Here is a 26,990-nt window from a genome sequence, read left to right on the forward strand (position 1 = left end):
TTATCGCGGGGACCAGAATTGTTCGTCGAAGAAGCGCTGGCGTGGCAGGGCGCCAAGTACGGCGCGTTTGTGCGGGAAGTCGAATTCGCCCAGCAGGGAATAGCCGGAACGCTGCAGATTGCGGCGCATGCGCTGGTTGTCCGAGCGCGGCTCAATCACCAGCCGGTGGGTGCGGTGATCGTCCAGGAACAGATAGTGGGAAATCGAAGGCAGCCACGCCGATACAAAGGCCTTGCCGCGGCAATCCGCTTCGCCGATCAGCACGTGCCAGCCACGGTCAAAATCGGTGGCGTCGCAGAACGGCGAGATGCGGTCTTCCTTGGCCCAATATACTTCGAAGTAGCCGATCGGCCTTTCGTCCAGGCAGGCGATGAGCGGAATGCTGTGTGGGTCCGCGCCTAGCCGTTCCAGATAGCTGCGATGATAGTCGAGGCTACCTTCTTCCTCCCAAAACTCCGCGACAAACGGATCGTTCATCCAGCGGTGAAAATGGGGCAGGTGGGCATCGATATCGGCTACGCGAAAGCTCAGTGTCTGCTGCAGCCATGGGATGTGGCGCTGGTACACCACGCCCACAGGTTGCGCAGGACGCGCGGGATGACGATGTTCCCCGCTGATCTCGAAACTCAATGGAAATACCCGCTGCACTTGCGGTAGCCACAGCGCGCGGTCCTGTGCGTTGTGCTGATTCAGTACAGGCTTGCTGCGCTCTTCTGCGTGGGACGCGGCCTGGAGTTCAATCATTTGCTGTTACGCCGGCAAAGGCGCTAGATAAGATGTGCGCCAGATCGTCGCGCAGGGTGTCCGCGTCGTCAACGATATTTCCCAACCGGGCAAAGTCATGCACCATGCCGGTATAAATCTTCTGCGTTACCGGCACGCCGGCGTCGTGCAGCTTGGCGCCATAGGCCACGCCTTCATCCAGCAGGGGATCGTATTCGGCCAGGGCGATGTGTGCTGGCGCCAGGCCCGATACATCCTGTGCGGCCAGCGGCGCAAAGCGCCAGTCATTGCGCTCATCCGGGTGATTCAGGTAGTGGGCAAACATCCATTGCAGGGTTTCCGCCTCCAGCAGATAACCCTGACCATGACGTTCATGGGACGGACTGTTTTGCTGGCTGCTGGTGCAGGGATAGAGCAGCACTTGCAGCGCCGGTTGCCGTTGACCGGCGTTTTTCAGGGCGATGCAGAGCGTGGTGGCCAGTGTGCCACCGGCGCTGTCGCCGCCAACGGCCAGACGTCCGGCGTCAATCCCGTGGCTGGCGGCGTGCCTGCATAGCCATTGCCAGGCATCGCGGGCGTCGTTGTACGCAGCGGGGAATTTGTGTTCCGGCGCCAGCCGGTAATCGACTGCGAGCACTTTGCAGGGCGTGCGCTCTGCCAGATCACGGCATAGCGCATCGTGCGAGTCAAGGCCGCCGATGCAGAAGCCGCCACCATGGAAGAACAGCAGGCAAGGCAGGCTGTCCGTCGACGGTGGTGAGTACAGCCTCGCGCCGACCTGGTGACCGTCAGCGCAATGCAGGGACAGGTCTTGCGTGGCGACCGATGCAGCGCCGGGCGCATCGAGCATGGGTGTTGCTTCGTCATAGCTGGCGCGGGCGGCGGCCGGCGTTTGCAGATGCATAGGCTGGCTATCGCCGGCTTGCACCAGCTCCAGGAAAGATGCGAGGTCGGGATTGAGCGGCATGACAAACAAAAGTGATGACAGTGTCTGATAGACGATCCGCATGGCGGTTTGTTTAGCTAACTTTTTTGTGTGCTCGCTCGTCATGCTACTAAGTCCGGCAGTCCGGCCCGAATAACCAACTTGAACGCATATACCCTATGTCGAAGGCAAAAATCGTCTATATCTGCTCGTTGAGGAATGCCACTGCTGATCAGGCGGGGCAGTACATCGAGTACAAGGAACAGCAGCGCTACATGAAATCGCCGCTCGAATATCTGACCGAGGCGCTTAACGAGACCAGTCTTGGCCTGTCCTACAGCCTGGAAGCCGTCATCTATGATGATGACGCAGACTCTCCGCGCGACCGCGAAAAACTGGCCGGCTACGGCTTCCGCCGGGAGCAAGGCAAGAAGTGGATCTATCCGCAAGGCCTGGCGGTACAAGGCCGCGCGCTGGATGATCTGCTACAGCCGATCCCGTCGACCTATCGCCGTCACGCCAAAGGCACACCGGAGCACATCGCAGGAAAACGCGATTTCGAGGCACGCCTGCTGGCACGCCTGAATGAGCTGGATGCCGACCTGGTGGTGCTTGATGGCCTGCTGGTGATCCTGGATGAACTGGTGCGGCCCGGCGCGGCATATCATCGCCGTATCGTGAATATCCATCCCGGCATTACCCGCCTGGAGTCGCCCTACGAACGGCGCGGCGCCTGGGCTACGCTGGACGCGTTGTACGGCGCGCGCGGCCAGAAGGTGGTTGACTGGACGACGAAAGAGACAGTCGCGGTCGAGCCATTACGGATGACGGGCGCTTCATTCCACTATGTCGATAACGGCATCGACTCCGGCGAAGTGATTGTGGATGTGCTTAAAACGGAGATCGATCCGGAAGACACGATACTGGAACTGCGCTGGAATAACTTCAACTACAGCCTATTCCCGGCGCTGCATCAGGGCCTGACGCTGATGGCAGGCCGCCTGCGCAAGGCTGCCTGATAAAAGGCCGGGCATTGCACCCGGCCTTCTTCATTTTCAGAACTGGTACTTGAGCGTCGCCAGCACATTGCGTGGCGCACCAAAGGTGATGTTCTTGAAGGTGTCGATCTGGTTGGCGTAGTACTTCTTGTCAAACAGATTGTTCACATTCACTTGCAGCGACAGCTGTGGGCTGTACTGGTAGTTCGCCATCAGGCTCGCCACCGCATAGGAATCCTGACCTACCTGCACGGTCTTGCCGTTGCGTGGATCGGTGATCTCCGCATAGCTGCGGCCTTCCCAGTTCACGCCGCCGCCGATCGCCAGCTTGCTCCATTCGCCAGGCAGGCGATATTTGGTATAAGCCTTCAGCATCTTGTGCGGATGTGCGGTGTTGATGTCCTTGCCGGTGCCATCCTCGCTGTTAAACTGGCTCCAGCCCAGGCTTGCGCTCCAGCCGCGCGCCAGTTCGCCGCTCAGCTCAAACTCGTAGCCCTTGGTCTTGGTGCCGCTGGTGGTGGTGTAAGCCTGTTCGCGGGTATTGGGAATGACCTCGTTGCCGTCCGGGATGGCAAAGTTGTCCTGCTTGATGTGGAACACGGCAAACGAGGTATTCAGCTTGCCATCAAACAGCTCGCCCTTGACGCCGGCTTCAAATGCCTTGCCCTTGAGCGGATCGACATAGACGCCGCGCTTGTCGCGATAGTTCTGCGCATCGAAGATGGTGGTGTAGCTGGTGTACAGCGTGGTTTGTGGCGTCAGGTCGTACAGCGCGCCGACATATGGCGTGATCTCGCCGTTGTGGGTGATCTTGAAGGCTTCCGCCGTCCACATTGCCTTGTCGCCTTTGCGCTCCCAGTTGGTGACACGGCTGCCGACGATGAATTTGAGGGCGTCGGTCGCCTGCAGGCGGGCCATGGCATACGCGCTGGTCTGCGTATCGCGGTTGAAGCTGCCGGTCTGGTAGGGCGACCAGTTGGGTTCAGGATAGGCGCCGGTCCAGGCGCGGAAGTCGCCGACAGGCGGCAGCACGCTGGCATCGCTGGAAAGCCACAAGGTCTTGTGTTCACCGTGCAGGATACCGACGGCCAGTTCATGCTTGCGGCCAGCCAGTTCGAACGGGCCGGATGCGGTCAGTCCAAAGTCGCTTTGCTTGTCGCTGACGCCATAGCCGATGATCCATGGTTCCAGACCCAGGCCGGTGTTGCGGTCTACCACGCCATCCATCCAGTTCAGGCGCTGGTCGCCGCTGTTGGTGCGCTGGTTGAACGAAGCTTGCAGCTTCCATTGATTGGCGAAACGGTGTTCCAGCGTGGCGAAGGCGGTGCGCTGTTTGGTATCCCAGAAGTTCCAGCTGGCGGCGGTGGTGGTCGAACGGTCCCAGTCGGTGCGCGTGAAGTCGCTGTAGAAGATCGGCAGACCTGCCCATTGGTTGCCGCGGTGACGGTCGCGCTGCTCGCTGAAGCCGACACTGAGGCGGGTATCCGGCGTCAGGTCGGCGTCGATTACGCCATAGGCCAGGGTCTTGCGGGTGTTTTCCAGCCGGATGAAGTTGTCCTTGTCTTCAGCGCTGATGACGACGCGGCCGCGTACCGTGCCTTCTGCATTCAGCGGCGAGCTCAGATCGATAACGCCGTTGCGCTTGTCCCAGGAACCCACGCTCAGGCTTGCCGAGCCGGTGAAGACCTTGCTGTCCGCATGCTTGCGGATCAGGTTAATCGAAGCGGATGGATTACCGGTACCGCTCATCAGGCCCGTTGCGCCGCGGATCACTTCAACGCGGTCATAAATCGCGGTGTCGGCCTGCGACTCGCCTGCGTTGCCGCCGACCATAGGAATGCCGTCCATCTGGATTTTGTCGATCTGGAAGCCGCGCGCGTAGTAGTAAGCGCGGACACTGTCGATTTCCTTTGCCGAGACGCCGGTGGTGTTATTCACCACGTCGAAGACGGTGTGCAGCGCCTGGTCATCCAGTCGCTCGCGCGTAATCACGGTCACGGATTGTGGCGTATCGCGGATCGACAGATTCAGGCCGGTGGCGCTGGTGCTGGCACTGGTGGTGTAGGAGCCGCTGCCTTCCGTCGGGCCGGTGGCGCCGGCAGTGACAGTGACCGTGCCCAGTGTCTGGCCGTCCTTGGCGACGGATGCAGGTGCTTGCTCGGCGTGGGCCATGCCGCCCATGGAAAGACTGGCCAGCGCCAGTTGCAGGACCAGCGCACCGCGCCGGAGAGGGATGTGACGAAGATTAATATGCATATTTACTTGCCTGGTTGATAATAATAAAATGCAGCTGTACATGCTCAAAAGAAACGGACGCATGTAGTCCTACCCCGCTGACGAATCAGCGAGGCAGAAATTTAAGAAAAAGTTATTCCGCTTTCGCGGCGGCGGGGATCAGGCGGTGGCTTGCAGGGCGGCGCCGATTTCCTGGCTGCGGATGGCGGTGATGGAAAGCAGGGTGTCGGACAGGCCGTGCGAGGCTTCGCAGCTGCCTTGCAGGAAGACGCGTGGCGCGAAGCGCTCATCGGCGATCAACTGGTAGTTGCGGTCCACTGCCATATTGTCCAACCATGGCGACAGGGCTGACAGCAGTTTCTGATGCTGCTGGCGGCGATAACCGGTCGCCAGGATCACCGCGTCGTAACGGCTGGCGAAGGTGGTGCCGCTGTCCTGGTCCTTCAGTTGCAGCTGGATGCCGCTGGCTTCCGCGTTGACCGTCACCACTTCGTGGCGGCGCAGGAACTGGTGGTGCTGGTGGCCCAGTACTTTTTGCTGGTAGAAGACGCGGAAGATCTGCTCGATCAGGTCTGTATCGGCGACCGCGTAGTTAGTGTTCAGGTGTTCCTCGATCAGGGCGGCGCGCTCCGATGGCGGCTGCTTGAAGACGTAGTCGGTGTAGTCGGCGTTGAAGATTTCGTTGATGAAAGGGCTGTCGTCCGCAGGTTTCATGGCGCGTGCACGCGTCACCAGATCGACGTGGCAGCCCTTGCCATGCAGGTCCATGAAGATTTCGGCCGCGCTCTGCCCGGCGCCGATTACGGCGACGCGGCGCGCGTCCTTCAGTTTATTCATGCTGGCCAGGTAGGCGCTGGAGTGGAATACGCGCGCATCGTCGCGGAACGGCGCAAAGCATTCAGGGATGGAGGCGGCGCCGCCGATGCTGACCACGATATTGCGCGCCAGACGCTCATGCTGCTTTCCGTGGCTGTCGCGTGAGACGACCGTCAGGTGCGTCACGCGGCCATCCTGCTGCACTGGCAGCACCGCCGTCACTTCTTCGCCGTAGCGGGTTTGTGCTGCGAACTGGCGCGCGGCCCACGCCAGATAGTCGTTGAACTCATAGCGGCTTGGGTAGAATGTCTTGAGATTGATGAAGTCCGGCAGGCGCTGCTGCTGGTGCAGATAATTCAGGAAGGTGTAGCGGCTCGCCGGATTGCGCAGGGTCGCCAGGTCCTTGAGGAAGGAAATCTGCATGTGGGTACCATCCAGCAGCATGCCGGGATGCCAGGCAAAGTGCTCCTGTTTTTCCAGGTACAGCGCGTCAGGCGAGTGGCCTTGCTCCTGCAATGCAATGGCCAGCGCCAGGTTGGATGGGCCGAAGCCGATGCCGATGAGATTATGGATGTGCATGATGTGTGTCCTGTTATTCCTGTTAATCGGTTTGGGGAACCGGCGTTGTACGGTCTTGCACCCATGACGATCCGCGCGCCAAAGTGTTTAGCATCCAGCGCGTTTTAAATAAACGCCGCACTGAAACGTCAGGTGGGTGAGCGAACTTCGAAAGGGCGGGACATGTTGAGGCGGTTGAAATTCGGGTTGATGGCGATGCTGGCGTGCGCCGCCGCCCAGGCGGGCAATATCGAAATCCGGCGCACGGCCGATGGCATCCCGCATATCAAGGCTGCCAGCTGGCGTGACCTGGGCCACGGCTATGGGTATGTGCAGGCAGAGGACGCACTGTGCACCATGAGCGAAGCCTTCACCACGTTCAAAGGCCGGCGCAGCCTGCACTGGGGCGCGGCCAACCGTCCAGCGCATGAGTCCATGATGGGCCGGTCCAGCAATCTGGAAATGGATATATTCTTTGCCGGCTTCCTGACGCCGGAGCTGATCCAGCAATACCGGCAGGAGCAGCCTGCGGATCTGCAAGCGCTGGTAGATGGTTTTGCATCGGGCTTTAACCGCTATGTCAAGCTGGCACGCAAGCAGGGTAAAGTCGCTTGCGCGCATGAACCCTGGGTGGTGGAGATCACCGCTGACGATATTTACCGCCGCATGTATGCAGCGACGCTCAGTGCTGGCTACGCGCGCTTTATTCCTGCCATTGTCAACGCGGCGCCACCGGGCGCGAACAAGCAGGCGGACAGCACGGAGCAGCCGTCCCTGCGCGAACTGCTGGCGCAAACCATTGGCAATCAGCCTGGCATCGGCAGCAATGCGATTGCGCTGGGTGGGGATGTCAGTGGCAAGACGGAGCCAGTCCTGTTTGGCAATCCGCACTGGTTCTGGCGTGGGCCAGACCGGTTTTACCAGGCGCACCTGACTATTCCTGGCAAGCTGAATGTGGCAGGTGTTTCCTTCCTTGGCGTGCCGGTTGTGATGCTCGGTTTTAATGACCATGTGGCGTGGAGCCATACAGTGTCGGAAGCACGGCGTTTTGGCTTGTTCGATCTGACCCTGTCCGGCGCTACCAGCTATCGCGTCGATCAGCAGGCGGTGGCGATGCAAACGCGTACAGTCACCATTCCTCTGCGGGCGGCGGACGGCAAGGGGAGCAGTGTCAATCGCACTCTGTATTTCAGCCAGTTCGGCCCCGTGGTTGACCTGGGTGCGCGCGCGCCGCAGCTGGCGTGGAGCGAACAGAAGGCCCTGGCGATGCGCGACATCAACGGAGAAAACTTCCGCGCCTTTCGCACCTTCTTCTACTGGAACCAGGCGCGCTCGCTGGATGAATTTGTGGCGATTCAAAAGCGCGAGGCCAGTATTCCATGGGTGAACACGATCGCCATTGGGCGTGACGATGCGCGCGTCTGGTATGGCGATATCGGCGCGGTGCCGAACGCCCCGGATGATCTTCGCGCCCGTTGCGCCACGCCGGTATCGACGGCATTTGCCGGCCTCGATGCCAGTACACCGGTGCTGGATGGCAGCCGGGGCGAATGTAATTGGCTGAACGACAGCAGCGCGGCCCAGGCGGGCGCCATGCCTGCTGCACGCCTGCCAGGCCTGTTCCGCAGCGACTATGTAGCGAATATGAACGACAGCTATTGGCTGACCAATCCAGCGCAGCCGCTGGAGGGCTATGAACGCCTGCTGGGCGGCGAGCGCGAAGAGCCTTCGCTGCGCAGCAAGGCCGGTCACCGCATCGCTGCCGGCTTGCTGGCGCGTGCGCCGTTGGCGCCGGCCGATGTGATGCATAGCCTGGGCGAGCAGGGACTGGACGCCCGCTCGCTGGCGGCGCAGCAGTACAAGCAGCCGTTGTTGCAGGCGATTTGCCAGCGTGGCGAAGTGGAGGTGACCCGCGATACTGAAACACGCAAGACCTTCGACACCGTTCGCAAGGTGCCGCTGGCTGAAGCGTGCGCGGTGTTGCGCGCCTGGCCGGATAGCGCCAACGCCCAGGACCGTGGTGCGCTGTTGTGGGAGCAGTTCTGGGCGCGCGTGGAGCGCATACCGGATGAGGAGCGCTTCAGCGTTCCTTTTGATCCCGCGCGTCCGCTCGAAACACCAGCGCAAATCCGCGCCGACGATGCGCGCATGGCACAGAGCCTGGGTGCAGCCGTCCTGGCCATGCAGGCAGCGGGACAGCCGCTCGACGCACCCCTTGGCCGGGACCTGTTTGCGGGTGAAGGCAAGGACCATGTGGCCTTGTACGGCGGCTGTCATCAGGGCGGCTACTTCACGGTGGCCTGCCGGCCATTGGGCAGCAAGGGGTTGACCGAGGATTTCATCGGCAACAGCTATTTGCAGCTGGTGCGCTTCAACGAGCGGGGCGCAGTCGCGGAAACCCTGCTGGCACATGGCCAGAGCGAAACCGGACTGGATAACGTGACGCGTAACACCGGCCTGCAGGACTATGCCGCCAAGCGTTGGCGCACCTTCCCCTTCCACGATGCGGAGGTGCGCGCCGCCACCGTCTCGCGTACCGTACTTACACCGTAACCAAGGATATATATGCTGCGTTTTTTGATTCAACAATCGCGGGGCCTGCTGCTGGCCGCCGCCGCCGGCAGTGTGGCGCACGGTATTTGCGGCGTTGCGTTGATCGCCCTGATCAGCGAAGCGCTGAGTGCCAGTCCCGAGGCGCGTTCCGGCATGGCGGGCACTTTCGCCTTGCTGGCCCTGGGCTTGATGCTGACCCATATCGTCGCCTCCGTGCTGTTTGAGCGTCTGAGCCAGCACGCGCATGCGGAGCTGCGGCGCTATGTGAGCGGGCGAGTGATCGCCGCCGACTACCGCAACCTGGAGTCGATCGGTTCAGCGCGGGTGCAATCGGCCCTGTCGGAGCATAGCGCCAATGTGGCGGCGTTTTTTGTGACCTTCCCGGCGATTCTGAGCAATGCCGTGGTGGTGCTGGGCTGCCTGGTGTATATGCTGCTGCTGTCGTGGAAAATCTTCCTGTTTGCGGTGGCGTTGATCGGCCTGGGCTCCTTCGGCTATCACCTCGCCAACCTGCGCGCGATTCGCCATCTTAACCGTGGTGCGGAAGAACAGGATCGCTTGTTCGGCCATTTCCGCTCCCTGACCGACGGCGCCAAGGAATTGCGCCTGCATTTCGGCAAGCGCAAGGTGTTCCGCGAGCAGGTGCTGGGTGCCTCGATCGAAACGGTGCGCAGCGAACGTGCGCTGGGCATGTCGATTTTTGTGATTTCGGCCAGCTGGGCGAACTTCCTGATTTATGCATTCATCGGCCTGGTGCTGTTTGTGCTGTTGGGGGACGCATCAAACCAGACCCGCATCATGACCGGCTTTGCACTGGTATTCGTGTACATGGTCACGCCGCTGGAGGTGCTGCTGCTGAATATACCGCGCGCCAATCTGGCCAAGGCCTCGGCCACGCGCATCGATGAAATTACGGCCGGCATGAGCGACTCGGAGCAGGCTGTCAGCAGCGCCCAGGCCCAGCCACTGCAGCAGCTCGTGCTCGATCACGTTGAGCATCGCTATTATCACGAGCAGAGTGATGATTTCTTCGCCCTGGGACCGGTCAGTTTTACTTTTAAACCGGGAGAGGTGGTGTTTCTGGTCGGCGGCAACGGCAGTGGCAAGACTACGCTGGCCAAGCTGCTGGTCGGTCTGTATCCGCCGGAACGCGGCCAGATAGTCCTGAATAACCAGGGTGTCGATGACGCCAGCCGCGATCAGTATCGCCAGTTATTCAGCACGGTATTTTCTGACTTCCACCTGTTTGATCGCCTGCTGCACGGTGGCGAGGCTGGCGCCGACCTGGATGCACGGGGCAATCGCCTGATCGAGCGTCTGCATCTGCAGCACAAGGTACAGGTGCGCAATGGCGCGTTCACCACACAGGCCTTGTCGCAAGGGCAGCGCAAGCGCCTGGCGCTGGTCGTGGCCTGTCTGGAGAATCGCCCATTCCTGGTGTTTGATGAATGGGCTGCGGACCAGGACCCGGTCTTCAAGAATGTGTTCTATCTTGAAGTGCTGGCGGAGCTGAAGGCGCAAGGCAAGACTATTCTGGTGATCTCGCATGATGACCGCTACTTCCACGTGGCAGACCGCCTGATACGCATGGAAAACGGTCAGCTCAGCGAGGACACCGTGCCGCAACGTCCAGCGCAGGCGGCATGACTTCAGCACCACTGACTTTGCTTTGCCTGCCGAATGCCGGCGGCAGCGCCGCCATGTATCACCGATGGAAACGCCTGCTGCCGGACTGGCTGACGGTGCTGCCGATGGAGCTGCCAGGGCGCGGCCATCTTGGCAGCCAGCCGCTCGTATCAGATTACGACGCCATGGTGACGCAGCTGGCTAGTGATTATCTCGCGCTGCCGCCCGGACGTTACGCACTGTTTGGTCATAGCATGGGCGGCCTGCTGGCGCATGGACTGGCACAGCGTCTCAGCCAATCGGTTGCGGGCAGGGCGCCTTGTGCGCTGCTGGTGTCTGCGTCGGCCGCGCCAACCTGCCGCAATCCGGTCATCGGTGATCTGCATGATGGTGCGCTGATTGCCGAAATGCGCAAACAGGGCGGCACACCGGAAGAAGCGTTTGCCAGCGAAGAGTTGATGCAGATGGTGTTGCCCGTGATGCGGGCGGACTATCAGGTCTGCGCCAGCTTCCAGCATGATGCGCGGCGCCAGCCGCTGGCGCTGCCGCTGCATGTGTTTGCAGGCCGGAGTGACCATAATACGCCGCAGCAGATGGCGGCCTGGCGCCATGAAACGCAGGCCAGTTTCAGCCTGCACTGGTTCGACGGCGGCCATTTTTATTTGCGGGACGCTCCGCAGGAGGCGCGGCTGATGCACGCCATTGAACGTCTACTGCATACGAACAGGATCGAGCGGACAAGCCCCGCAATAGCCCTGGCCGGGCAGGAGATGGTATAGGCAGCATTGGCTGTGCAGTGTAACCAGGCCGTCTGCAGCGGCCTGTTCGCCGGGCTTGGGTGAGGCGCGCTTGCGGCGCATATGCAGCGGATTTTCTTCGCCGCGCCATTGGGCATGATCCAGCAGTTGCGCGCGGTCGCTGTTTACGGCGCCAGCATGGGGGGCGTCGAAACGCAGCATCGCGTCGAACAGGAACGTCAGCCAACGCACCGTGTTCCCCCACATGATCTTCTGTGCCAGTCCGGACTGGCGGTTCAACTCAACGAATAGCGGGGTCAAATGGCCGCGCAATAGTGTATCGTAGCGCTGTACCGCGTTTGTGCCAGGCAGTGACTCGCCCAGCTCGCGAATGTGGAATCCTGCCACCTCGCCATGAGGCGCCAGGCTCACGGCCATTTCACTAGCGGGAAAGCGATGATGCAGCAACGTGGCCGCCGCAACAAGCGGCGGCAGCAAGGCGGCCAGATAGCGGTTACTCCAGGCCGAGGCGGCAGGGCGTAGGTCGTGTACGCCGAAATTGTCAGCGGCTGCGCTTAGCTGGGCTGTGAGCAAATCCGGCTCGGCCAGCAACTGCGCCAGCGGTATGGCGGTTGCTGGAAATGTGGGCGCGTGAGACAGCGACTCGCCGTAGCTGCGCATGTCACCCTGGAACAGGGGTTCAAGTAATGGGATCATGCCGGATAGACGAATGAGGCGGGCAGAAATTTGAAAACAGCATCAACCTTCGGCAGCGAGCATATGCAGCTACGCCTGCATTCCGCAGCCGGTGACTGCAATGTGCAGATGCTGCGCTATGACCTGGCTGCGTTTGATCCGTCGGTATTCGCTGATGCTGCTATTGTCATGCCGGTTTCGATCCAGCGCAGCGTAAAAAAGCGTCAGGCGGAATTCTTCTTTGGCCGGCTGGCTGCTGCGCTGGCGCTGCGGGAGCAGGGATATGCTGCCGTCGAAGTCGGGATAGGCGCCATGAGAGAGCCGATTTTCCCGGCCGCCGTGAGAGGGACGATTACTCATACAAATAGAGTTGCGGCGGCGGCGGTGTTGCCAGCGTATCGCTGCCGTGGCCTGGGAATCGATATCGAGCAGGCGATTGCGCCTGACACCATCCACAGCGTCGAGCAACTGGTGCTGCAACCTGCGGAGCATGCCGTGCTGGCTGCTGTGAATGAGCTGGCATATCCGCTGGTCCTGGCGCTGGTCTTTTCCGCCAAGGAGAGTTTCTACAAGGCGCTCGCGCAGACCGTTGGCCGGGTGTTTGATTTTTCGGCCTTGCGCTTGCTGTCCGTCGATCTTTCAGCGCAGCGCCTGCATTTTGTGACGGAAGAGATGCTCTGCGCTGACTGGCCTCGCGGCCGGCCATGTGAAATCGGCTTTCATCGGCTGGCTGCTGGTGAGGTGCTGACCATCTTTAGCTGGTAGACGGGATTTTGACGGCGGCCTTGCCCGCGCCCAGCCATACGGCGCCAAATGCCAGGCTGCTGCCCAATGTGATGTACACCATCGGTGCCGCACTGCCGTCGGACAGGCGGCTGGTGAGCAGGCTGCATATCGCCGTCAGCGCCATCTGTATGAAGAAGAACAGGCCGGACGCCGAACCGGTGATGCTGGCATAAGGCTGCAGCACGCGGAACTGGCATGCCGGAATGGCGACGCCTACCGACAGCATGATGACGATGAATGGCAGGACGATGGCGGTTATCGAATCCGGGAAGAGCGTCGTTGCGCTCATCAGCATGACGGCTCCCGCGATGTTCAGCAGGACGGCGCCGGAGATCAGGCGATCTGCCGGATGGCTGGCGGACAGGCGCCGGAAACCATGAGAGCCGCCGACGTATCCGGTGACAGTCAAGCCAAATACCAGGGCGTAACCGGTGGCCGACAGGTGCATGGTCCTTTGCAGGAGCATTGACGATTCGGCGACAAACGGGAAATAGGTGCAGTAGACAAAGCTGATCGCCAACGCATAGCGCAAAAAATAGCGATCGCTGAGCAAACGACGGTAGGTGCTCAGGATATTGGCCGAGTCTTGGACAGGGCGGGTTTCAGGCAGCAGTAACCCGGTCATGGCGAGCGACACGGTGGCCAGCAATCCCAGTCCGACGAAGACCCAGCGCCACCCGAGTGCGGCGTCGATCAGGCTACCGGCCAGCGGAGCGACAATGGGTGAAAGCGCCATGCCCATGGAGATTCTGCTCAGCATGGCGGCCTGCGTGCGCTGGTCAAACTGGTCGCGCACGATCACGCGTCCGGCCACAGTGCCGCTGCAGCCGCCCAGGGCCTGGAACATCCTGGCGATGATGATGGTCCCGGCACTGCAGGCCGTTGCGCAGACCAGTGTGGCAAACAGATATAACAGGGTGCCCCATAGGAGTACCGGCCTGCGGCCGATGCGGTCGCACAGCGGGCCGCAGACCAGCATGGAAACCGCGTAACCGGCCATGTACAAGGTCAGTGTGAGCTGTAGCTGTGCGTCGGATGCATGCAGTGCATCTGCCATGGCGGGAAGCGATGGCAGGTAGGCGTCAATGGTCAGGCGGGGAAGACAGACAACGAGCAGCAGGAGGATGGTCCAGGTTCGTGGATGAAGATTTTTTGCGGACATGCCGATGCGTGGAGGGTTGGGTATTTTGCAAGTCTAGTGTCGCTATGGTCTAATGCCCAGTACCGTTTGACAGATTAATCATTGGACCACTATGGCACGAGGAAAGGCGGAACTTGCGCTGGACTTGCCGCGACCTACGGCATTGCAGGCATGTTCTGAAGAGGAGGGCAGCAAGCAGGATATCGTCTACACGGCGTTGCGCGACGCTATTCTGGGCCGTTTGATTGCTGCCGGCGGCCGCCTGCCGTCCAGCCGGGCGCTGGCCGAGCGCTGGGGACTGTCGCGCGGGACGGTGGAAATTGTGTATGACAGGTTAAGCGCGGAAGCTTATGTGACGCGCATGCCTGGTTCCGGCACCCGTGTCAGCGCCGTTGTGCCGGACCGCTATATGATGCCGGCCGGCCTGGCGCCAGTTCCGCATTGCGCCGAGCAGGATGAGATCTATAAGACTGAGGAGGTGAGCGTGCGGGCGGGACGGGCGTTCGTGGCCCGGCTGGCCGATCCGGCGCTGTTCCCGATATCTTCATGGTCGCGGCATCTCGCCAGCGCTATCCATGGCGCACATGCTGACGTGCTGTCGGACGCCGATCCGCAGGGGCTGTTGACGTTGCGGACCCAGATCGCGGCTTACTTGCGCAGCTATCGGGGCATAGACTGCGATGCTGATGATATCGTCGTCCTGACCGGCATACGCCATGCGCTTGACCTGCTTGCACGTAGCGTGCTGCGCGCGGGAGACAAGGTCTGTGTCGAAGATCCTGGCTACGCTGCGGCGACGCAGATTTTTACCGAGGCTGGTGCGCAGGTGGTTCCCGTACCCGTAGATAGCGAGGGCCTGCAATGCGATCAACTGGACCATCACACCGATGCGCGGCTTGTGTATGTCACGCCTGCGCACCAGTCGCCAACCGGCGTCACGATGCCGGTCACACGCCGGCTGGCGTTGCTGGACTGGGCCGGCACCAGCGGCGCCTGGATTATCGAAGATGACTATGACAGTGAGTTTAACTATCTCACTGCGCCGTTGGCGGCGCTGAAGTCGCTCGATCATGGCGACCGGGTGGTCTACTGCGGCAGCTTTAACAAGACGCTGTTTGCGGGGCTGCGGGTCGGCTATGCGATCGTGCCCCGGCAGCTGAAACCACGTTTGCTGAAGCTGTGGCAAACCACGGGCCGTTCGGTTGGCGTGACGGAGCAACTGGCGCTGGCCGCCTGGCTCAAGGATGGCGGATTCATTCGCCACTTGCGGACATCCCGCCGCGCCTACCAGGAGCGCCGCGATGCGATTCTGGCGACGCTGGCGTCCCATGCGCCGGGACGCTACACGATAAGCGGGCAGCATGCAGGGTTCCACTTCGTTCTGTGGCTACCCGAGGGGACGGACGAAGCCGGATTTTGCGCGCGCGCCGCGGCTGCGGGCCTTAGCCTGCAAGGGCTGCGCAGCCTATGCCGGGATACCGTGTCCGCTCCCGCTGTCATCATCGGTTATGCCGCACTGACGATGGCCCAGGCCCGCTATGGCGCACGCCTACTGGCAGATTTGCTGACCGGCTGATTCCATACTCCTGGTTGTGACACAAATGCTTGAAGCACTATTTATGCGTCTTTTGAACAGGAATAGTATTCACGCATAGACCCCACGGGGGTGTCACGAAAGGAATGGTATGGCGAACATTGGCATTATTGGATCGGGCAATATCGGTGCGGCGTTGACCCGTTTATTTACCAGGGCAGGGCATCAGGTGGCGGTGGCCAATTCACGCGGGCCGGCGTCCTTGCAGGCGTTGGCAAGCGAGACTGGCGCACGCGCAGCGACGGTGGTGGACGCAGTGCGCGGTGCGGACGTTGTCGTCGTCACCGTGCCGATGGCGGCGGTCAGCACGCTGCCGAAAGACCTGTTGCAGAATGCGGCGGCGGATCTGGTGGTGATCGACACCAGCAATTACTACCCACAGCAGCGCGATGGCCTGATTGCTGGCGTCGAGGCGGGGATGACCGAGAGCGGCTGGGTTGAGAAGCAGCTGGGACGTCCGGTCATCAAGGTCTTCAACAGCATCATCGCGCAGCATTTGCTGGACAGGGCACGGCCACAGACGGATAGTGGCCGGGTCGCACTGGCGGTGGCCGGCGACAGCGCCCCAGCGAAAACGCTGGTGATGCAACTGGTGGACGACATCGGCTTTGATCCGGTGGATGCGGGCACGATGGATGAGTCATGGCGCCAGCAACCGGGCACACCGGGCTATCTCAAGGACTACGACATCGCCGGCGTGCGCCTTGCGCTGGCGGAAGCGACGCCGCAACGCAAGCCTGAATGGCGCGCTACGCCGAACAGCCCAGGCACATTCGAGTCCCCAGCCTGAGCACGTCGTTGATCTGCGCTTCGTCCATGCAGCGATCAAAAACGGCTATTCATGTGCCAGAACGATCCAGGCATGTGCGAGGAATGGGATGCGAACGAGGGCGGCAACAAGGTGATTGCCGTCGGCACCCAGTCTGTGCGGCTGATTGAGCCGCCGCCGGTTGGCGAGATGACCCGGCCGGTGCTGCATGGCGTCTCGCTGGTACAAGTCGATAGCGATGATTACGACGAAGCGCGCGATATCTGGCGTGACGCAAACGATGCGCCGGCCCGTCAGATACTTGGCCAGATCAGGCTTCGCTCCACTGCCGCAGCAGATTGTGGTAGTGGCCAGTGAGGCCGACGGTCTCCTCGCAATCGCCCAGGCGCGCACGCAGGGCCTGGATGTTGCGGTCCAAATCGAGCAGCATGCTGCGGCGGCCATCGTCACGCACCATGCTCTGCGTCCAGAAGAAGGAACACACGCGTGCACCACGCGTCACAGGTTCGACGCGGTGAATGCTGGTTGAGGGATAGACGATCAGGTCACCCGCAGGCAGTTTGACTTCATGCGTGCCGTAAGTGTCTTCGACGATCAGCTCACCGCCGTCATATTCGTCGGGATCGGTCAGGAACAGGGTAGAGGAGACGTCGGTGCGCAGCCACTGCCCACCCGGATACACCCGGCGCATGGAGCCATCGACGTGGTTGCCGTAATGTCCGCCATCGGCGTAGCTGTTGAACAGCGGCGGGCAGGTGCGCTGCGGTAGCGCTGCCGAAAAGAACAGCGGGCTGCGCGCCAGTGCATCCAGCACGGTCTGACCCAGCTCTTTCGCCAATGGCGAGTGTTCCGGCAACTGGCGGTTGCGCTTTACTTGCGCGCCCTGATCGCCGACGGACTCGCGGCCATCCACCCAGTTGGCGGCATTCAGCTGACTGCGCATGTTGGCCACTTGTTCGGGTGTCAGAAGACCTGGTATGTGTAACATCATTTTTGTATTTCTCCGTGTATGAATTTGTTGGCCAGCGAGGTAGCGCTTATTGGTTCGCTGAAGTAGTAGCCTTGTGCCAGATCGCAGCGCAGCTCACGCAGGAAATCGCGCTGCTGCACCGTCTCCACGCCTTCCGCCACCACCGTCAGGCCCATGCTGTGCGCCAGGGCGATGACTGCGCCGGCAATGGCCGCGTCGTCGGTGTCCGCCGGAATGTCGCAGACGAAAGAGCGGTCTATTTTCAGCGCGTGTATGGGGAAGCGCTTCAGATAGGAGAGGCTGGAATAGCCAGTGCCGAAATCGTCTATCGCCAACTGCACGCCCATGTCGCTCAGGCGCTGCAGGGTTTGCGCTGCACTGTCCGGCCGCTCCATCAGCACCGTCTCCGTGATCTCCAGCTCAAGATAGCTGGCGGGGCAACCGGTATCCGCGAGCACGCGTGCCACCATGGCGTCCAGTCCATGCTGGCGGAACTGGCGTGCCGACAGGTTGACGGCGACCCGCACATCCGCCAACCCCGCGCGATGCCAGGCCACCTGCTGCGCACAGGCGGTACGCAACACCCATTCGCCGATCGACACGATCAGCCCCGTTTCTTCGGCGATCGCAATAAAGGCATCGGGCATCACCAGCCGCTGGCCATTAGGTTGCCAGCGCAGCAGCGCTTCTGCGCCAATCACCTTGCCGCTGGCGAGGTCGATCTGTGGCTGATACATCAGTTGCAGCTCGCCCCGTTCTACCGCGTGCCGCAGGCCGCTCTCCAGCGTCAACCGGTCCAGCGTGCGGGCGTTCATCTCTTCGCAATAGAACTGGTAATTGCCGCGCCCCAGGGCTTTGGCCTGGTACATGGCGGCGTCGGCATTCTTGAGCAGGGTCTTGCCATCGGCGCCGTCGCGTGGATAGAGGCTGATGCCGATGCTGCATGCGGGCGCCAGTTCGTGGCCCTGTATCAGCATGGGTTCAAACAGCGCACACAGGATTTTCTGCGCCAGTGCAGCGGCCACCAGTTCGTGCGGAAGATCGGCCAATAGCACCACGAATTCATCACCACCCAGCCGGGCGACGGTATCGGCATCGCGGACCGACTGCTTGAGGCGGCGGCCGACTTCAATCACTACGCGGTCGCCGGCATCGTGGCCAAGGCTGTCGTTGATGGTCTTGAAGCGGTCCAGGTCGAGGAACAGCATGGCCACCAGGGCGCCGCTGCGCCGTGCCTGGGCGATGGCCTGCGAGACGCGGTCCAGCAGCAAGGTGCGGTTGGCTAGGCCGGTGAGCGCGTCATGGCGGGCCAGGTGCATCAGCTCTTCTTCGAACTGCTTACGTTGCGAGATGTCTTCGAGTACGGCGACCAGCGTGCCGGGCTGCATGGCCGTCACGGTGGCCTTGACCCACACCAGCCGTCCGTCCTTGCAGCGGTAGCGCTTTTCGCGCGCCGAGGTTTGCAGGTCGCCATTGGCCAGCGCTTGCAGCAGCGGCGCGTCTATCTGCCAGTCTTCCGGCGAGATCAGGTCGGGTACGCGCATGGCCAGCATTTCGTCCTCGTCGTAGCCGAGAATATCGAGCAGCTTGCGGTTGACGCGCAACCAGCGGCCGTCTGCTGTCACCTGCGCCAGACCCACGGCGGCTTGTCCAAAGGCCGCGCGGAAGCGTGCTTCGCTGGCCCGCAATTGCTGGCGGCCCGCCTGGATATAGGTGTCCAGCGCCAGGCCCATATCAAAGCTGACCACCTTCATCAAGGCATTGTAGGTAGAGAGGAACTGCGCAGGGCGGTCGCGCAGGATGTCGTGCAGCACCGGCGCCAGGTCGCCCAGATATTTGCGATAGGCGCCGATGTACCACACCGGTTCCAGGCCGATGCGCTGGTGCGCCAGCCCGACGCGCAGCCGGTGGCGCACGTAGTCGCTACCATACTCGCCGGCTGTCAGCGTCTGGAAGTAAGCGCCCTGCAGATGATGCAAGCGGTCCAGCACCACCGGATCGCTGAGTAAGGCCTGCAGTACCGGTATCTCCAGCAGGTGCCGGTAGAAGGCGGCGATGACGGCCGGCAGCCGTGGTTGCAGCAGCGGATGGATGTGGCGCAACAGGGCCACATCGTCCGCTGTCAACTCGAGATAATGCAATCGCTGCTGGATCTCGTCCTCGCCGGGCATCATGTCCGCGACGGTCTGGTCCACTTCGCGAGTGTCTCCCTGCATGCCTCGTATCCTGTAGTAAGGCCGGCGTGCGGGATGCGCGCCGTACGCCAACCACCAGTCTAGCGTGCATACAGCGGCAAAAAAATGCTCTAGATCAAGTCAAGTCGATGGCCAATTCAGTTCGAAGGCCGTACCGCCCAGCGGCGATGAGCGGCAGATGGCCATGCCGCCATGCGCCAGGGCGATGGCTTTGACCACGGCCAGACCGAGGCCGCTCCCGCCGGTTTCACTGCGCATGGACTGGTCGCCGCGCTGGAAGGCATCGAACACATTGCGCGCCAGTGCGGCATCGATGCCGGGACCCTGGTCCTCGACGCACAGCCGGCATACGTCGTCGGCCACCGAGACGCTGACCCGCAAGATGCCCGGTGTGGCATGCTTGCGCGCGTTCTCCAGCAATGCCAGCAACGCCTGGCGTATCCGCATCGGATCGCAGAACACGGGTTCACGGCACAGTTGCAGCTGGAGCTGAAATCCCGCCGCCTGCAGCAGCGGCTCGGCCAGTTGGACCACGCTGCTCACTTCCTCTGCCAGATCGGCGCTGAGCCGCTGGAGCGGCAGGTGGCCGCTTTCCGCCAGCGCGACAGTGCGCAAGTCTTCGATCAGCCGGCCCAGGCCCTCGACCTGGGTGAGCAGGCTTTGGAACTGGCTCTGCTCCGGAGCGAACACGCCCTCGGTAATACCTTGCAACCGGCCCCGCAGGATCGTGACGGGGGTGCGCAGTTCGTGGGCGATGGCGGCGTTCCAGAACGCGCGGTGCTGCGCCATGTCCTGCAGGCGCGCGGCCATCTGGTTGAAATCGTCCACCAGCTGTGCGGTTTCGCCCATCGCGTGTTCGTCGCTGGTGGCGCGTGCGGCCAGATTGCCCTGGGCGACCTGGCGCAGGCTCTCCGCCACCGAATTCAGTGGCGCCAGGATGCGCCGCGACAGTTTGCCGGCCGCCAGTACGGCGATCGCCAGCGACAGCAGTGTGGTGACGACCAGCCAGATGGTTTCTTCCTTGGTCGGCCAAATGTCCATCGGGTCGGACTGGAACTCGGGTGAATAGCGCAGCAGCCACGCGTACAGCGCGTAAGAACTGATCTGCACCAGCAAAATGATACCCAGCGCGACCAGCGCCATCGACATGGAGATTTGCCGGCTGATGCCCGCATTAAGCTTCATGCACCGCTCCCCAGGCGGTACCCGACGCCGCGTACCGCTTCCAGCAGGCCGCTGATGCCCGCTGCTTCGACTTTCTTGCGCAGTTTGCTGAGATGGCTGTCCACCGTGCGTTCCAGCGTTTCGCCTTCGGGCAGGCAGGCTGCCAGCAATTCGGCGCGGCTGAAGACGCGCTTGGGCGCGCGCGCCATGTGCGCCAGCAGGCGGAATTCGGTCAGCGTCAGTGCCAGTACCTGGCGCGGCGTATTGTCGATACAGACGGCGGCCTCGTAGTGATCGAGGTCGATTTCGATGCCCTCGACGCGCAGCAGCTTGTGCGCCGGCGTGCTGGCGCCGGCGGTGCGGCGCAGCACGGCCTGGGTGCGCGCCACCACCTCGGCGGGATTGAACGGCTTGACCACATAATCGTCGGCGCCGATGCGCAGGCCCATCAGCTTGTCGAGATCCTGGTCCATGGCGGTCAACATGATGACTGCGGTGTTGCCGCGCTGGCGGATCTGCGACAGCACGGACCAGCCGTCCAGCTGCGGCATCTGCACGTCCAGCAGCACCAGGTCCGGTTTCAGCATATCGTGCATTTCCAGCGCGCGGCGGCCGTCCGGCGCGTGCGCGACGCGCAGGCCCGCACGGGACAGGTAGGCCATCAGGATCTGGGCGATCTCCGATTCATCCTCTGCCACCAGCACCAGCGCCTGCAGGTCCGAGTCGCCGCTGGCGCCCGGCATTTCAGTATTCATGCTCATATCGTCATGATACTGCATCAGCTGACGCCCCCACCCAGCGCCTTGTAGAGGGCGATGGCGGACTTGAACTGGTCGCGGCGCAGGTCCAGCAGCGTGCTTTGGGCGCCGTAGGACTGGCGCTGTGCATCCAGCAGTTCCAGGCGGCTGTCCTGGCCGGCGCCGTAACGCAGCTTGGACAGGCGCTCGCGCAGCGCGGCGGCATCCACCACGCGCTGCTGGGCGACGATCTGGTGCTGGTAGGTTTCGTTGCTGGCCAGCGCATCGTTCACTTCGCGGAAGGCGGTCTGTATGGCTTTCTCATACTGCACCACTGCGATGGAATCGCGTACCTTGGCCAATTGCAGTTCGGCGCGCAGCTGGCCGCCATGGAAGATCGGCTGGCTGATTTGCGGCGCGAACGACCAGCTGCGGTTGCCGCTTCTGAACAGCCCACCCATTTCGGCGCTGCTGAAGCCCATGGTGGCGGTCAGCGAAATCCTTGGGAAGAAGGCCGCGCGTGCCGCGCCGATTTCGGCATTGGCCGCAACCAGGCCTTGCTCCGCCTGCATAATGTCCGGACGGCGCACCAGCAGATCGGATGGCAGGCCTGCGGGCAGGGCGGTCATTACCGGCTGCTGTGCCAGCGGTACGCCTTGCGGCAGGCTGGCTGGCATTGGCGCGCCGATCAACAGCTCCAGATTGTTGCGCGCGAGGCGCAGCGCGCGTTCGCGGGCATGCATGTCCGCTTCGGCAGTCGCCACCTGGCCGGCGGCTTGCGCCACGTCGATGCCGCCGCGCTGTTGCGCGCGGTGCAGTCGCTGGGTGATATCCAGCGCAACGCGCCAGTCTGCCAGCGTGCTCTGGGTCAGCAGCATCTGTTCTTCGGCAAGGCGCTGTTCGAGGTAGGCATCCGCGACTGCGGCGATGAGCGCCAGGCGCGCGGCGCGTTGTCCTTCCACCGACGCCAGATAGCGCGCCATGGCGGCATCCGACAGCGAGCGCAAACGGCCGAACAGATCCAGTTCAAAAGCGTTGATGGCCAGTCCGGCACTGCTTTGCTTCTGTATCGCACCTGCCGGCGCTTCCGGCGAGGAGGCACGCTGGCGCGTGCCGCCGGCGGTGGCATCCAGTGCCGGGTAGCGGCTGGCGTCCTGGATCTGGTACTGCGCCTGCACGGCGGCCACGTTCAGCGTGGCTTCGCGCAGGTCACGGTTGTTTTCCAGCGCCAGTTCCACCAGGTGCTGCAAGGCCGGATCGGTCAGCATCTGGCGCCAGCCCAGATCTGCAGCGTTGCCTGGCTGCGCTGCGCTGCTGGCGTAGCTGCTTGACACTGGCAGCGCAGGCTTGACCAGCGGGGGATTCATCGAACACGCCGACAGCAGCGCCAGCGTGACGGAAATACTCATTACTCGCATGGTGTGCATCGTTCTGCTCCTTTACCCAAACGCATACGGCCCAGGCGTTCCGCACCGCCGACGACGAGTACAAAGAACACCGGTACAAAGAAAATCGCAAATACGGTTGCCGCCACCATGCCGCCAAACACACCCGTGCCAATCGCGTGCTGGGTCTCGGCGCTGGCGCCGGTTGCTATCATCAGCGGCACCACACCCAGTGTGAAGGCGAGGGACGTCATCAGGATAGGGCGCAGTCGCAGGCGTGCTGCTTCAATCGCCGCTTCCACCAGGCCCTTGCCTTCGGCGTGCAGCTGTTTGGCGTATTCCACGATCAGGATGGCGTTCTTGGCTGACAGGCCGATAATCGTGATCATGCCGACCTTGAAGAACACGTCGTTCGGCATTTCACGCAGGATTACGGCTGCCAGCGCTCCGAACAGACCCAGAGGTACGACCAGCATCACCGACAGCGGAATCGACCAGCTTTCATACAGCGCCGCCAGTACCAGGAATACCACCAGCATCGACAAAGCCATCAGCATGGGCGCCTGTGCGGCCGAGGCTTTCTCCTGCAGCGACTGACCGGTCCAGGCGACGGCAAAGCCTTGCGGCAGCTGCTTGACCAGACGTTCCATCTCGTCCATGGCGGCGCCACTGGAGACGCCTTCCGCAGGGCCGCCGCTGATACGCGCGGCCAGATAACCGTCGTAACGCACCAGCTGCAGCGGGGTTTGTTCCCACACCGGACGCACGATCTCGCCCATGGCGACCATGCCGCCCGCGTTGTTGCGGATGCGCAGGGTGAGCACATCGTCCAGTTGCATGCGCGCGCTGGCATCGGCTTGCACGATCACCTGCTGCATACGGCCCGCGTTCGGGAAGTCGTTCACATAGGTCGAGCCGGTGGCGCTGGCCAGCATGTCGCTGACGGCGCTGAACGGTACGCCCAATGCTTCGGCCTTGCGGCGGTCGATCTCCAGCCGGATGCTGGAACCGGGCGGCAAACCTTCCGGGTACACGCCGGTCAGCAGTTTGCTCTTGGCGGCCAATGCCAGCAACTGATCCTGCGCTGCCTGCAGCGCAGCGATGCCTTTGTTGCCGCGGTCCTGCAGACGCAGGGAGAAGCCGGAGGAATTACCCAGTTCTTCAATCGCGGGCGGCATCACGCTCATAATCATGCCTTCGCGGGCGCTGGCCATGGCAGCTTGCGCCAGTTCGACTTCATGTGCGGCGGTGGCACCGTTGCGGTCTTTCCAGTCTTTCAGCATGGTGAAGGCCAGGCCGGCATTCGGGCCGGAGCCCGAGAAGCTGAAACCGATCAGCGACTGGTTGACGTCCACGCCCGGCCGGCTGGCGACGTGCTTTTCATACTGCCGGATGACGTCCAGCGTACGCTCCATGGTGGCATCCGACGGTAACTGGAACGACGTCATGAAATAACCCTGGTCTTCTTCCGGCAGGAAGGAAGAAGGCAGCAAGATAAAGCCCGCAACCACGCACGATACCAGCGCGGCGTACACCGCCATCACACGGCCGCCGCGTTTCAGCAGAGAGGTGGTGCGTGCCGTATAGCTGGCGGTCAGGCTGTCGAATTTGCGGTCGAACCAGGCGAAGAAGCCTTTCTTCTTGTGGTCTTCTTCACTGATAGGACGCAGCAGCGTGGCGCACAGGGCTGGTGTCAACGTCAGTGCCAGGAAGGCCGAGAACAGGATCGATACCGCCATGGCCACCGTGAACTGGCGATAGATCACGCCGACGGAGCCGGAGGCCAGCGCCATCGGAATGAACACGGCCGTCAGCACCACGGTAATGCCGATCACCGCGCCGCTGATCTCGCGCATGGCGCGGGAGGTGGCTTCGCGTGGCGACAGCTTCTCGGTCGCCATCAGGCGCTCCACCGCCTCGACCACCACGATGGCATCGTCAACGATGATACCGATGGCCAGCACCATGCCGAACATGGTCAGCACGTTGATCGAATATCCCGCCACCGCCATTACCGCAAAAGTGCCCAGCAGCGCGATAGGCGCCACAATCGCCGGAATCAGCGTGTAACGGACTTTTTGCAGGAACAGGTACATCACCAGGAACACCAGCACCATGGCTTCAACCAGCGTGCTGACCACTTTTTCAATCGACACCTTGACGAATGGCGCGGTATCGAACGGGATGGTGTACTCCATCCCCGTCGGCATGGCTTTTGCCAGTTCGTCCATGCGGGCACGGATGGCGGCGGCGGTCTTCACTGCGTTGGCGCCGGGCGACATCGCAATCGAGGCGCCGGAGGTGTTTTTGCCGTTTTCACGCGCCTTGAAGGTGTAGTCGCGCGCGCCCAGTTCGACGCGGGCGACATCGCCCAGCGTGACAGTGGAACCGTCGCGTTCCGCGCGCAGCACGACGGCTGCGAATTCCTGCGGTGTGCGCAGCTGGCCCTGCACCGTCAGTGGTGTCGTGACCATCTGGCCCGAAACGGAAGGCGTATCGCCCACGCGACCCGGGGCGATCTGCACGTTCTGCTGGGCGATGGCGTTGGTCACGTCGCCCATGGAGATGTTGTGGGCGACCAGCTTGGCCGGATCGACCCACACCCGCATGGCGCGTTCGGCGCCAAACAGCTGTACACGGCCGACACCGGGCACGCGGCGCAGTTCTTCCACCACATTGCGGGCCAGATAGTCGCCCAGTTCCTCTTCGTTGTGACCGCGTGTGGAGTTCAGGCTGATAATCATCAGGAAGCTCGAGGAGGCCGATTCCACGCTCAAGCCATTCTGGCGCACCGCCTGCGGCAGGCGCGGTTCGATGGCTTTCAGGCGGTTCTGCACATCGACCTGCGCCATTTCGGGATTGGTGCCAGGCTTGAAGGTGGCGCTGACCGAAGCTGAACCCGAAGTATCGGTGGACGACTCGAAGTAAAGCAGATTCTTCACGCCGGACAGTTCGCGTTCGATCAGGCCGACCACCGCATCATTCATGGTCTGCGGCGAGGCGCCCGGATACACCGCGCTGATGGAAACGCTAGGCGGCGCCACCGACGGGTAACGTGCGATTGGCAGATTGGGCAGGGCAATCAGGCCAAACAGCACAATGAATATCGCCACGACCCACGCGAAGATGGGGCGGCGGATGAAAAACTGTGACATGGTGTTTCCTTATTGTTGGGCTGCGGCGCCCGGCGCTGCGGACAGCTGGGCCGGAGCCTTCCACGCTTTTGGTGCGGTGGCGATGCCGGGTTGCAGGCGCTCGTGGCCTTCCACTACCAGCATGTCGCCGCGCTTCAGTCCTTCGCGCACCACATATTGATGGCTGATGACTTCACCGACGATGATCTGGCGCTGGGCTGCCTTGTTGGATTTGTCCAGCACCCAGGCGACGGCATGGCCATCCGGCGCGCGTTGCACGGCCTGCTGCGGCACCAGGATTTCATCCGATGCCGTGCTGCGGGCGATGCGCGCGCGCACAAACATCCCGGGCAGCAGCGTGCGGTCGGCGTTGTCCACCTGGATGCGGATGGTGGCGTCGCCCGTGCCGGCATCCACGTTCAGGTCCGAGAACAGCACGCGGGCCTCGGCGCTGTATGCCTGGCCGTCGGCGCTGAGGATGGTGGCATGCTGGCCAGCGGGCGCGCGCGCCTTGAGGGAGGCCAGCATGGATGCCGGTTGGCGGACGTCCACGTACACCTTGTCGATTTGCAGAATCCGCGCCATCGGGTTGGCGTCGGACTGGCCAACCAAGGCGCCTTCGGAGACCAGTTCGGGTCCGATGCGGCCGGAGATTGGCGCCTGTACCGTGGCGAAAGCCAGGTCCAGGCGACGGCGTTCCAGCGTCGCGCGTGCCTGCGCGACGTTGGCGGCAGCCAGGTCGCGGTCGGAGACGGCGTCGTCGTAGGCCTGCTGGCTGATGGCGTCCGCATCGATCAGTGGGCGCAGGCGTTCGGCCTGGCGTTTGGTGCGGGCCAGCGTGGCTTCGGCGTGCTGCAAGGCAGCGGCTGCGGTGTCGAATTCCGCCTTCAGCGGCGCGGGATTCAACTGGAACAGCGGCTGGCCGGCCTTGACTTCGGCGCCTTGCTCAAACAGGCGGCGCAGCACAATGCCGCCCACCTGCGGACGAATATCGGCGGTACGGAAGGCCGCCACACGGCCTGGCAGGTCGTCGCTGAGCGTCACTTCCGCCGCTTTGATTGACAACACGGTGACCGCTGGCGGCGGCGTTTCTTCGGCTTTATGCGGCTCACCGTTGCAGGCGGCCAGGGTCAGTACGGCCGCAAGCAGAGGCCAGGTCTTGAAATTCATAGTCGTTCCCACGAGCTTACAAAACCTGAAGCTTACTTAGTACTCTTGCAGGTTTTGTGTGGGAAGTGTGGAGATTTT

At 62.3% G+C, this 26,990-nt stretch carries 21 protein-coding genes; 8 read left to right on the top strand and 13 right to left on the bottom strand.

Annotated elements, in window-relative coordinates:
• Positions 1–744: a GNAT family N-acetyltransferase gene (locus tag GTP58_RS06845; RefSeq protein ID WP_161076778.1), complete on the bottom strand. Its 744-nt coding sequence runs from the start codon at positions 742–744 to the stop codon at positions 1–3.
• Positions 737–1,690: an alpha/beta hydrolase gene (locus tag GTP58_RS06850; protein WP_161077290.1), complete on the bottom strand. Its 954-nt coding sequence runs from the start codon at positions 1,688–1,690 to the stop codon at positions 737–739. Before GTP58_RS06850 ends, GTP58_RS06845 begins: the two co-directional genes overlap by 8 nt.
• 137 nt (positions 1,691–1,827) lie before the next feature.
• Here GTP58_RS06850 and GTP58_RS06855 point away from each other — a divergent pair, with 137 nt between their 5' ends.
• Positions 1,828–2,667: a formyltransferase family protein gene (locus GTP58_RS06855; RefSeq protein WP_161076779.1), complete on the top strand. Its 840-nt coding sequence runs from the start codon at positions 1,828–1,830 to the stop codon at positions 2,665–2,667.
• Positions 2,668–2,703: 36 nt separating this feature from the next.
• Here GTP58_RS06855 and GTP58_RS06860 read toward each other — a convergent pair whose 3' ends face one another.
• Both GTP58_RS06860 and GTP58_RS06865 read right to left on the bottom strand, forming a co-directional pair.
• Positions 2,704–4,902, bottom strand: a complete 2,199-nt coding sequence (locus GTP58_RS06860) for a TonB-dependent siderophore receptor (RefSeq protein WP_161076780.1) — start codon at positions 4,900–4,902, stop codon at positions 2,704–2,706.
• A gap of 138 nt (positions 4,903–5,040) precedes the next feature.
• Positions 5,041–6,276, bottom strand: coding sequence for a lysine N(6)-hydroxylase/L-ornithine N(5)-oxygenase family protein (locus tag GTP58_RS06865; RefSeq protein ID WP_161076781.1), 1,236 nt, complete (start codon positions 6,274–6,276; stop codon positions 5,041–5,043).
• Positions 6,277–6,438: 162 nt separating this feature from the next.
• On the opposite strand from GTP58_RS06865, the gene GTP58_RS06870 reads away from it, so the two are divergent.
• Genes GTP58_RS06870 through GTP58_RS06880 form a run of 3 tightly spaced genes read left to right on the top strand, consistent with a single transcriptional unit; the run spans position 6,439 to position 11,213 of the window.
• Complete coding sequence (locus GTP58_RS06870) at positions 6,439–8,808, top strand: penicillin acylase family protein (protein ID WP_229215443.1); 2,370 nt, start codon at positions 6,439–6,441, stop codon at positions 8,806–8,808.
• Positions 8,809–8,820: 12 nt separating this feature from the next.
• A complete protein-coding gene (locus GTP58_RS06875) occupies positions 8,821–10,455 on the top strand; it encodes a cyclic peptide export ABC transporter (RefSeq protein ID WP_161076782.1) in 1,635 nt (544 codons plus the stop codon).
• Positions 10,452–11,213 carry a thioesterase II family protein gene (locus GTP58_RS06880; protein ID WP_229215444.1) on the top strand — a complete coding sequence of 254 codons (762 nt, stop codon included), beginning with the start codon at positions 10,452–10,454 and terminating at the stop codon, positions 11,211–11,213. The genes GTP58_RS06875 and GTP58_RS06880 overlap by 4 nt, the downstream gene beginning before the upstream one ends.
• Here GTP58_RS06880 and fhuF read toward each other — a convergent pair.
• Positions 11,145–11,888: a siderophore-iron reductase FhuF gene (gene fhuF / locus GTP58_RS06885; protein ID WP_161076783.1), complete on the bottom strand. Its 744-nt coding sequence runs from the start codon at positions 11,886–11,888 to the stop codon at positions 11,145–11,147. The two genes, GTP58_RS06880 and fhuF, sit on opposite strands and share 69 nt — an antisense overlap.
• A gap of 63 nt (positions 11,889–11,951) precedes the next feature.
• On the opposite strand from fhuF, the gene GTP58_RS06890 reads away from it, so the two are divergent.
• Entirely contained in the window at positions 11,952–12,632 is a 681-nt protein-coding gene (locus GTP58_RS06890) for a 4'-phosphopantetheinyl transferase (protein ID WP_161076784.1), read from the top strand.
• On the opposite strand, the gene GTP58_RS06895 is transcribed toward GTP58_RS06890, so the two are convergent.
• The gene (locus tag GTP58_RS06895; protein WP_161076785.1) at positions 12,622–13,815 is read right to left on the bottom strand and encodes a multidrug effflux MFS transporter; all 1,194 of its coding nucleotides are present in this window, start codon (positions 13,813–13,815) and stop codon (positions 12,622–12,624) included. The two genes, GTP58_RS06890 and GTP58_RS06895, sit on opposite strands and share 11 nt — an antisense overlap.
• A gap of 91 nt (positions 13,816–13,906) precedes the next feature.
• Between GTP58_RS06895 and GTP58_RS06900 the strand changes: the two genes are divergently transcribed.
• The 3 genes from GTP58_RS06900 to GTP58_RS06910 all read left to right on the top strand — a co-directional run bounded on the left by GTP58_RS06900 (position 13,907) and on the right by GTP58_RS06910 (position 16,514).
• Positions 13,907–15,370, top strand: coding sequence for a PLP-dependent aminotransferase family protein (locus GTP58_RS06900; protein WP_161076786.1), 1,464 nt, complete (start codon positions 13,907–13,909; stop codon positions 15,368–15,370).
• 109 nt (positions 15,371–15,479) lie between these two features.
• Positions 15,480–16,178, top strand: a complete 699-nt coding sequence (locus tag GTP58_RS06905) for an NAD(P)-binding domain-containing protein (RefSeq protein ID WP_161076787.1) — start codon at positions 15,480–15,482, stop codon at positions 16,176–16,178.
• 51 nt (positions 16,179–16,229) lie between these two features.
• On the top strand, positions 16,230–16,514 hold the full coding sequence (locus GTP58_RS06910) for a hypothetical protein (protein ID WP_161076788.1): 285 nt from the start codon (positions 16,230–16,232) through the stop codon (positions 16,512–16,514).
• On the opposite strand, the gene GTP58_RS06915 is transcribed toward GTP58_RS06910, so the two are convergent.
• From GTP58_RS06915 to GTP58_RS06945, 7 genes are all read right to left on the bottom strand, one after another.
• Positions 16,468–17,148: a Fe2+-dependent dioxygenase gene (locus tag GTP58_RS06915; protein ID WP_161076789.1), complete on the bottom strand. Its 681-nt coding sequence runs from the start codon at positions 17,146–17,148 to the stop codon at positions 16,468–16,470. The two genes, GTP58_RS06910 and GTP58_RS06915, sit on opposite strands and share 47 nt — an antisense overlap.
• Positions 17,145–19,343: a bifunctional diguanylate cyclase/phosphodiesterase gene (locus tag GTP58_RS06920; RefSeq protein ID WP_161076790.1), complete on the bottom strand. Its 2,199-nt coding sequence runs from the start codon at positions 19,341–19,343 to the stop codon at positions 17,145–17,147. The genes GTP58_RS06915 and GTP58_RS06920 overlap by 4 nt, the downstream gene beginning before the upstream one ends.
• Positions 19,344–19,442: 99 nt before the next feature.
• Complete coding sequence (locus GTP58_RS06925; RefSeq protein ID WP_161076791.1) at positions 19,443–20,507, bottom strand: ATP-binding protein; 1,065 nt, start codon at positions 20,505–20,507, stop codon at positions 19,443–19,445.
• Positions 20,504–21,241 (bottom strand): response regulator, encoded by a 738-nt coding sequence (locus GTP58_RS06930; RefSeq protein WP_229215445.1) that lies wholly within the window; start codon positions 21,239–21,241, stop codon positions 20,504–20,506. The genes GTP58_RS06925 and GTP58_RS06930 overlap by 4 nt, the downstream gene beginning before the upstream one ends.
• Positions 21,242–21,264: 23 nt before the next feature.
• Positions 21,265–22,641: an efflux transporter outer membrane subunit gene (locus tag GTP58_RS06935; protein ID WP_161077294.1), complete on the bottom strand. Its 1,377-nt coding sequence runs from the start codon at positions 22,639–22,641 to the stop codon at positions 21,265–21,267.
• Entirely contained in the window at positions 22,632–25,763 is a 3,132-nt protein-coding gene (locus tag GTP58_RS06940; protein WP_161076792.1) for an efflux RND transporter permease subunit, read from the bottom strand. Before GTP58_RS06940 ends, GTP58_RS06935 begins: the two co-directional genes overlap by 10 nt.
• 9 nt (positions 25,764–25,772) lie before the next feature.
• Positions 25,773–26,912: an efflux RND transporter periplasmic adaptor subunit gene (locus GTP58_RS06945; RefSeq protein ID WP_161076793.1), complete on the bottom strand. Its 1,140-nt coding sequence runs from the start codon at positions 26,910–26,912 to the stop codon at positions 25,773–25,775.
• Between the last annotated feature and the right edge of the window lie 78 nt (positions 26,913–26,990).

Origin of the sequence: Duganella sp. CY15W (assembly GCF_009857555.1) — a bacterium.
Taxonomy (GTDB): Bacteria; Pseudomonadota; Gammaproteobacteria; order Burkholderiales; family Burkholderiaceae_D; genus Rugamonas; species Rugamonas sacchari.

Coding starts and splice junctions, on each gene's coding strand:
- GTP58_RS06845 (WP_161076778.1), bottom strand. CDS start 744: ATGATTGAACTCCAGGCCGCGTCCCACGCAGAAGAGCGCAGCAAGCCT.
- GTP58_RS06850 (WP_161077290.1), bottom strand. CDS start 1,690: ATGCCGCTCAATCCCGACCTCGCATCTTTCCTGGAGCTGGTGCAAGCC.
- GTP58_RS06855 (WP_161076779.1), top strand. CDS start 1,828: ATGTCGAAGGCAAAAATCGTCTATATCTGCTCGTTGAGGAATGCCACT.
- GTP58_RS06860 (WP_161076780.1), bottom strand. CDS start 4,902: ATGCATATTAATCTTCGTCACATCCCTCTCCGGCGCGGTGCGCTGGTC.
- GTP58_RS06865 (WP_161076781.1), bottom strand. CDS start 6,276: ATGCACATCCATAATCTCATCGGCATCGGCTTCGGCCCATCCAACCTG.
- GTP58_RS06870 (WP_229215443.1), top strand. CDS start 6,439: ATGTTGAGGCGGTTGAAATTCGGGTTGATGGCGATGCTGGCGTGCGCC.
- GTP58_RS06875 (WP_161076782.1), top strand. CDS start 8,821: ATGCTGCGTTTTTTGATTCAACAATCGCGGGGCCTGCTGCTGGCCGCC.
- GTP58_RS06880 (WP_229215444.1), top strand. CDS start 10,452: ATGACTTCAGCACCACTGACTTTGCTTTGCCTGCCGAATGCCGGCGGC.
- fhuF (WP_161076783.1), bottom strand. CDS start 11,888: ATGATCCCATTACTTGAACCCCTGTTCCAGGGTGACATGCGCAGCTAC.
- GTP58_RS06890 (WP_161076784.1), top strand. CDS start 11,952: ATGCAGCTACGCCTGCATTCCGCAGCCGGTGACTGCAATGTGCAGATG.
- GTP58_RS06895 (WP_161076785.1), bottom strand. CDS start 13,815: ATGTCCGCAAAAAATCTTCATCCACGAACCTGGACCATCCTCCTGCTG.
- GTP58_RS06900 (WP_161076786.1), top strand. CDS start 13,907: ATGGCACGAGGAAAGGCGGAACTTGCGCTGGACTTGCCGCGACCTACG.
- GTP58_RS06905 (WP_161076787.1), top strand. CDS start 15,480: ATGGCGAACATTGGCATTATTGGATCGGGCAATATCGGTGCGGCGTTG.
- GTP58_RS06910 (WP_161076788.1), top strand. CDS start 16,230: ATGTGCCAGAACGATCCAGGCATGTGCGAGGAATGGGATGCGAACGAG.
- GTP58_RS06915 (WP_161076789.1), bottom strand. CDS start 17,148: ATGATGTTACACATACCAGGTCTTCTGACACCCGAACAAGTGGCCAAC.
- GTP58_RS06920 (WP_161076790.1), bottom strand. CDS start 19,343: ATGCAGGGAGACACTCGCGAAGTGGACCAGACCGTCGCGGACATGATG.
- GTP58_RS06925 (WP_161076791.1), bottom strand. CDS start 20,507: ATGAAGCTTAATGCGGGCATCAGCCGGCAAATCTCCATGTCGATGGCG.
- GTP58_RS06930 (WP_229215445.1), bottom strand. CDS start 21,241: ATGAATACTGAAATGCCGGGCGCCAGCGGCGACTCGGACCTGCAGGCG.
- GTP58_RS06935 (WP_161077294.1), bottom strand. CDS start 22,641: ATGCGAGTAATGAGTATTTCCGTCACGCTGGCGCTGCTGTCGGCGTGT.
- GTP58_RS06940 (WP_161076792.1), bottom strand. CDS start 25,763: ATGTCACAGTTTTTCATCCGCCGCCCCATCTTCGCGTGGGTCGTGGCG.
- GTP58_RS06945 (WP_161076793.1), bottom strand. CDS start 26,912: ATGAATTTCAAGACCTGGCCTCTGCTTGCGGCCGTACTGACCCTGGCC.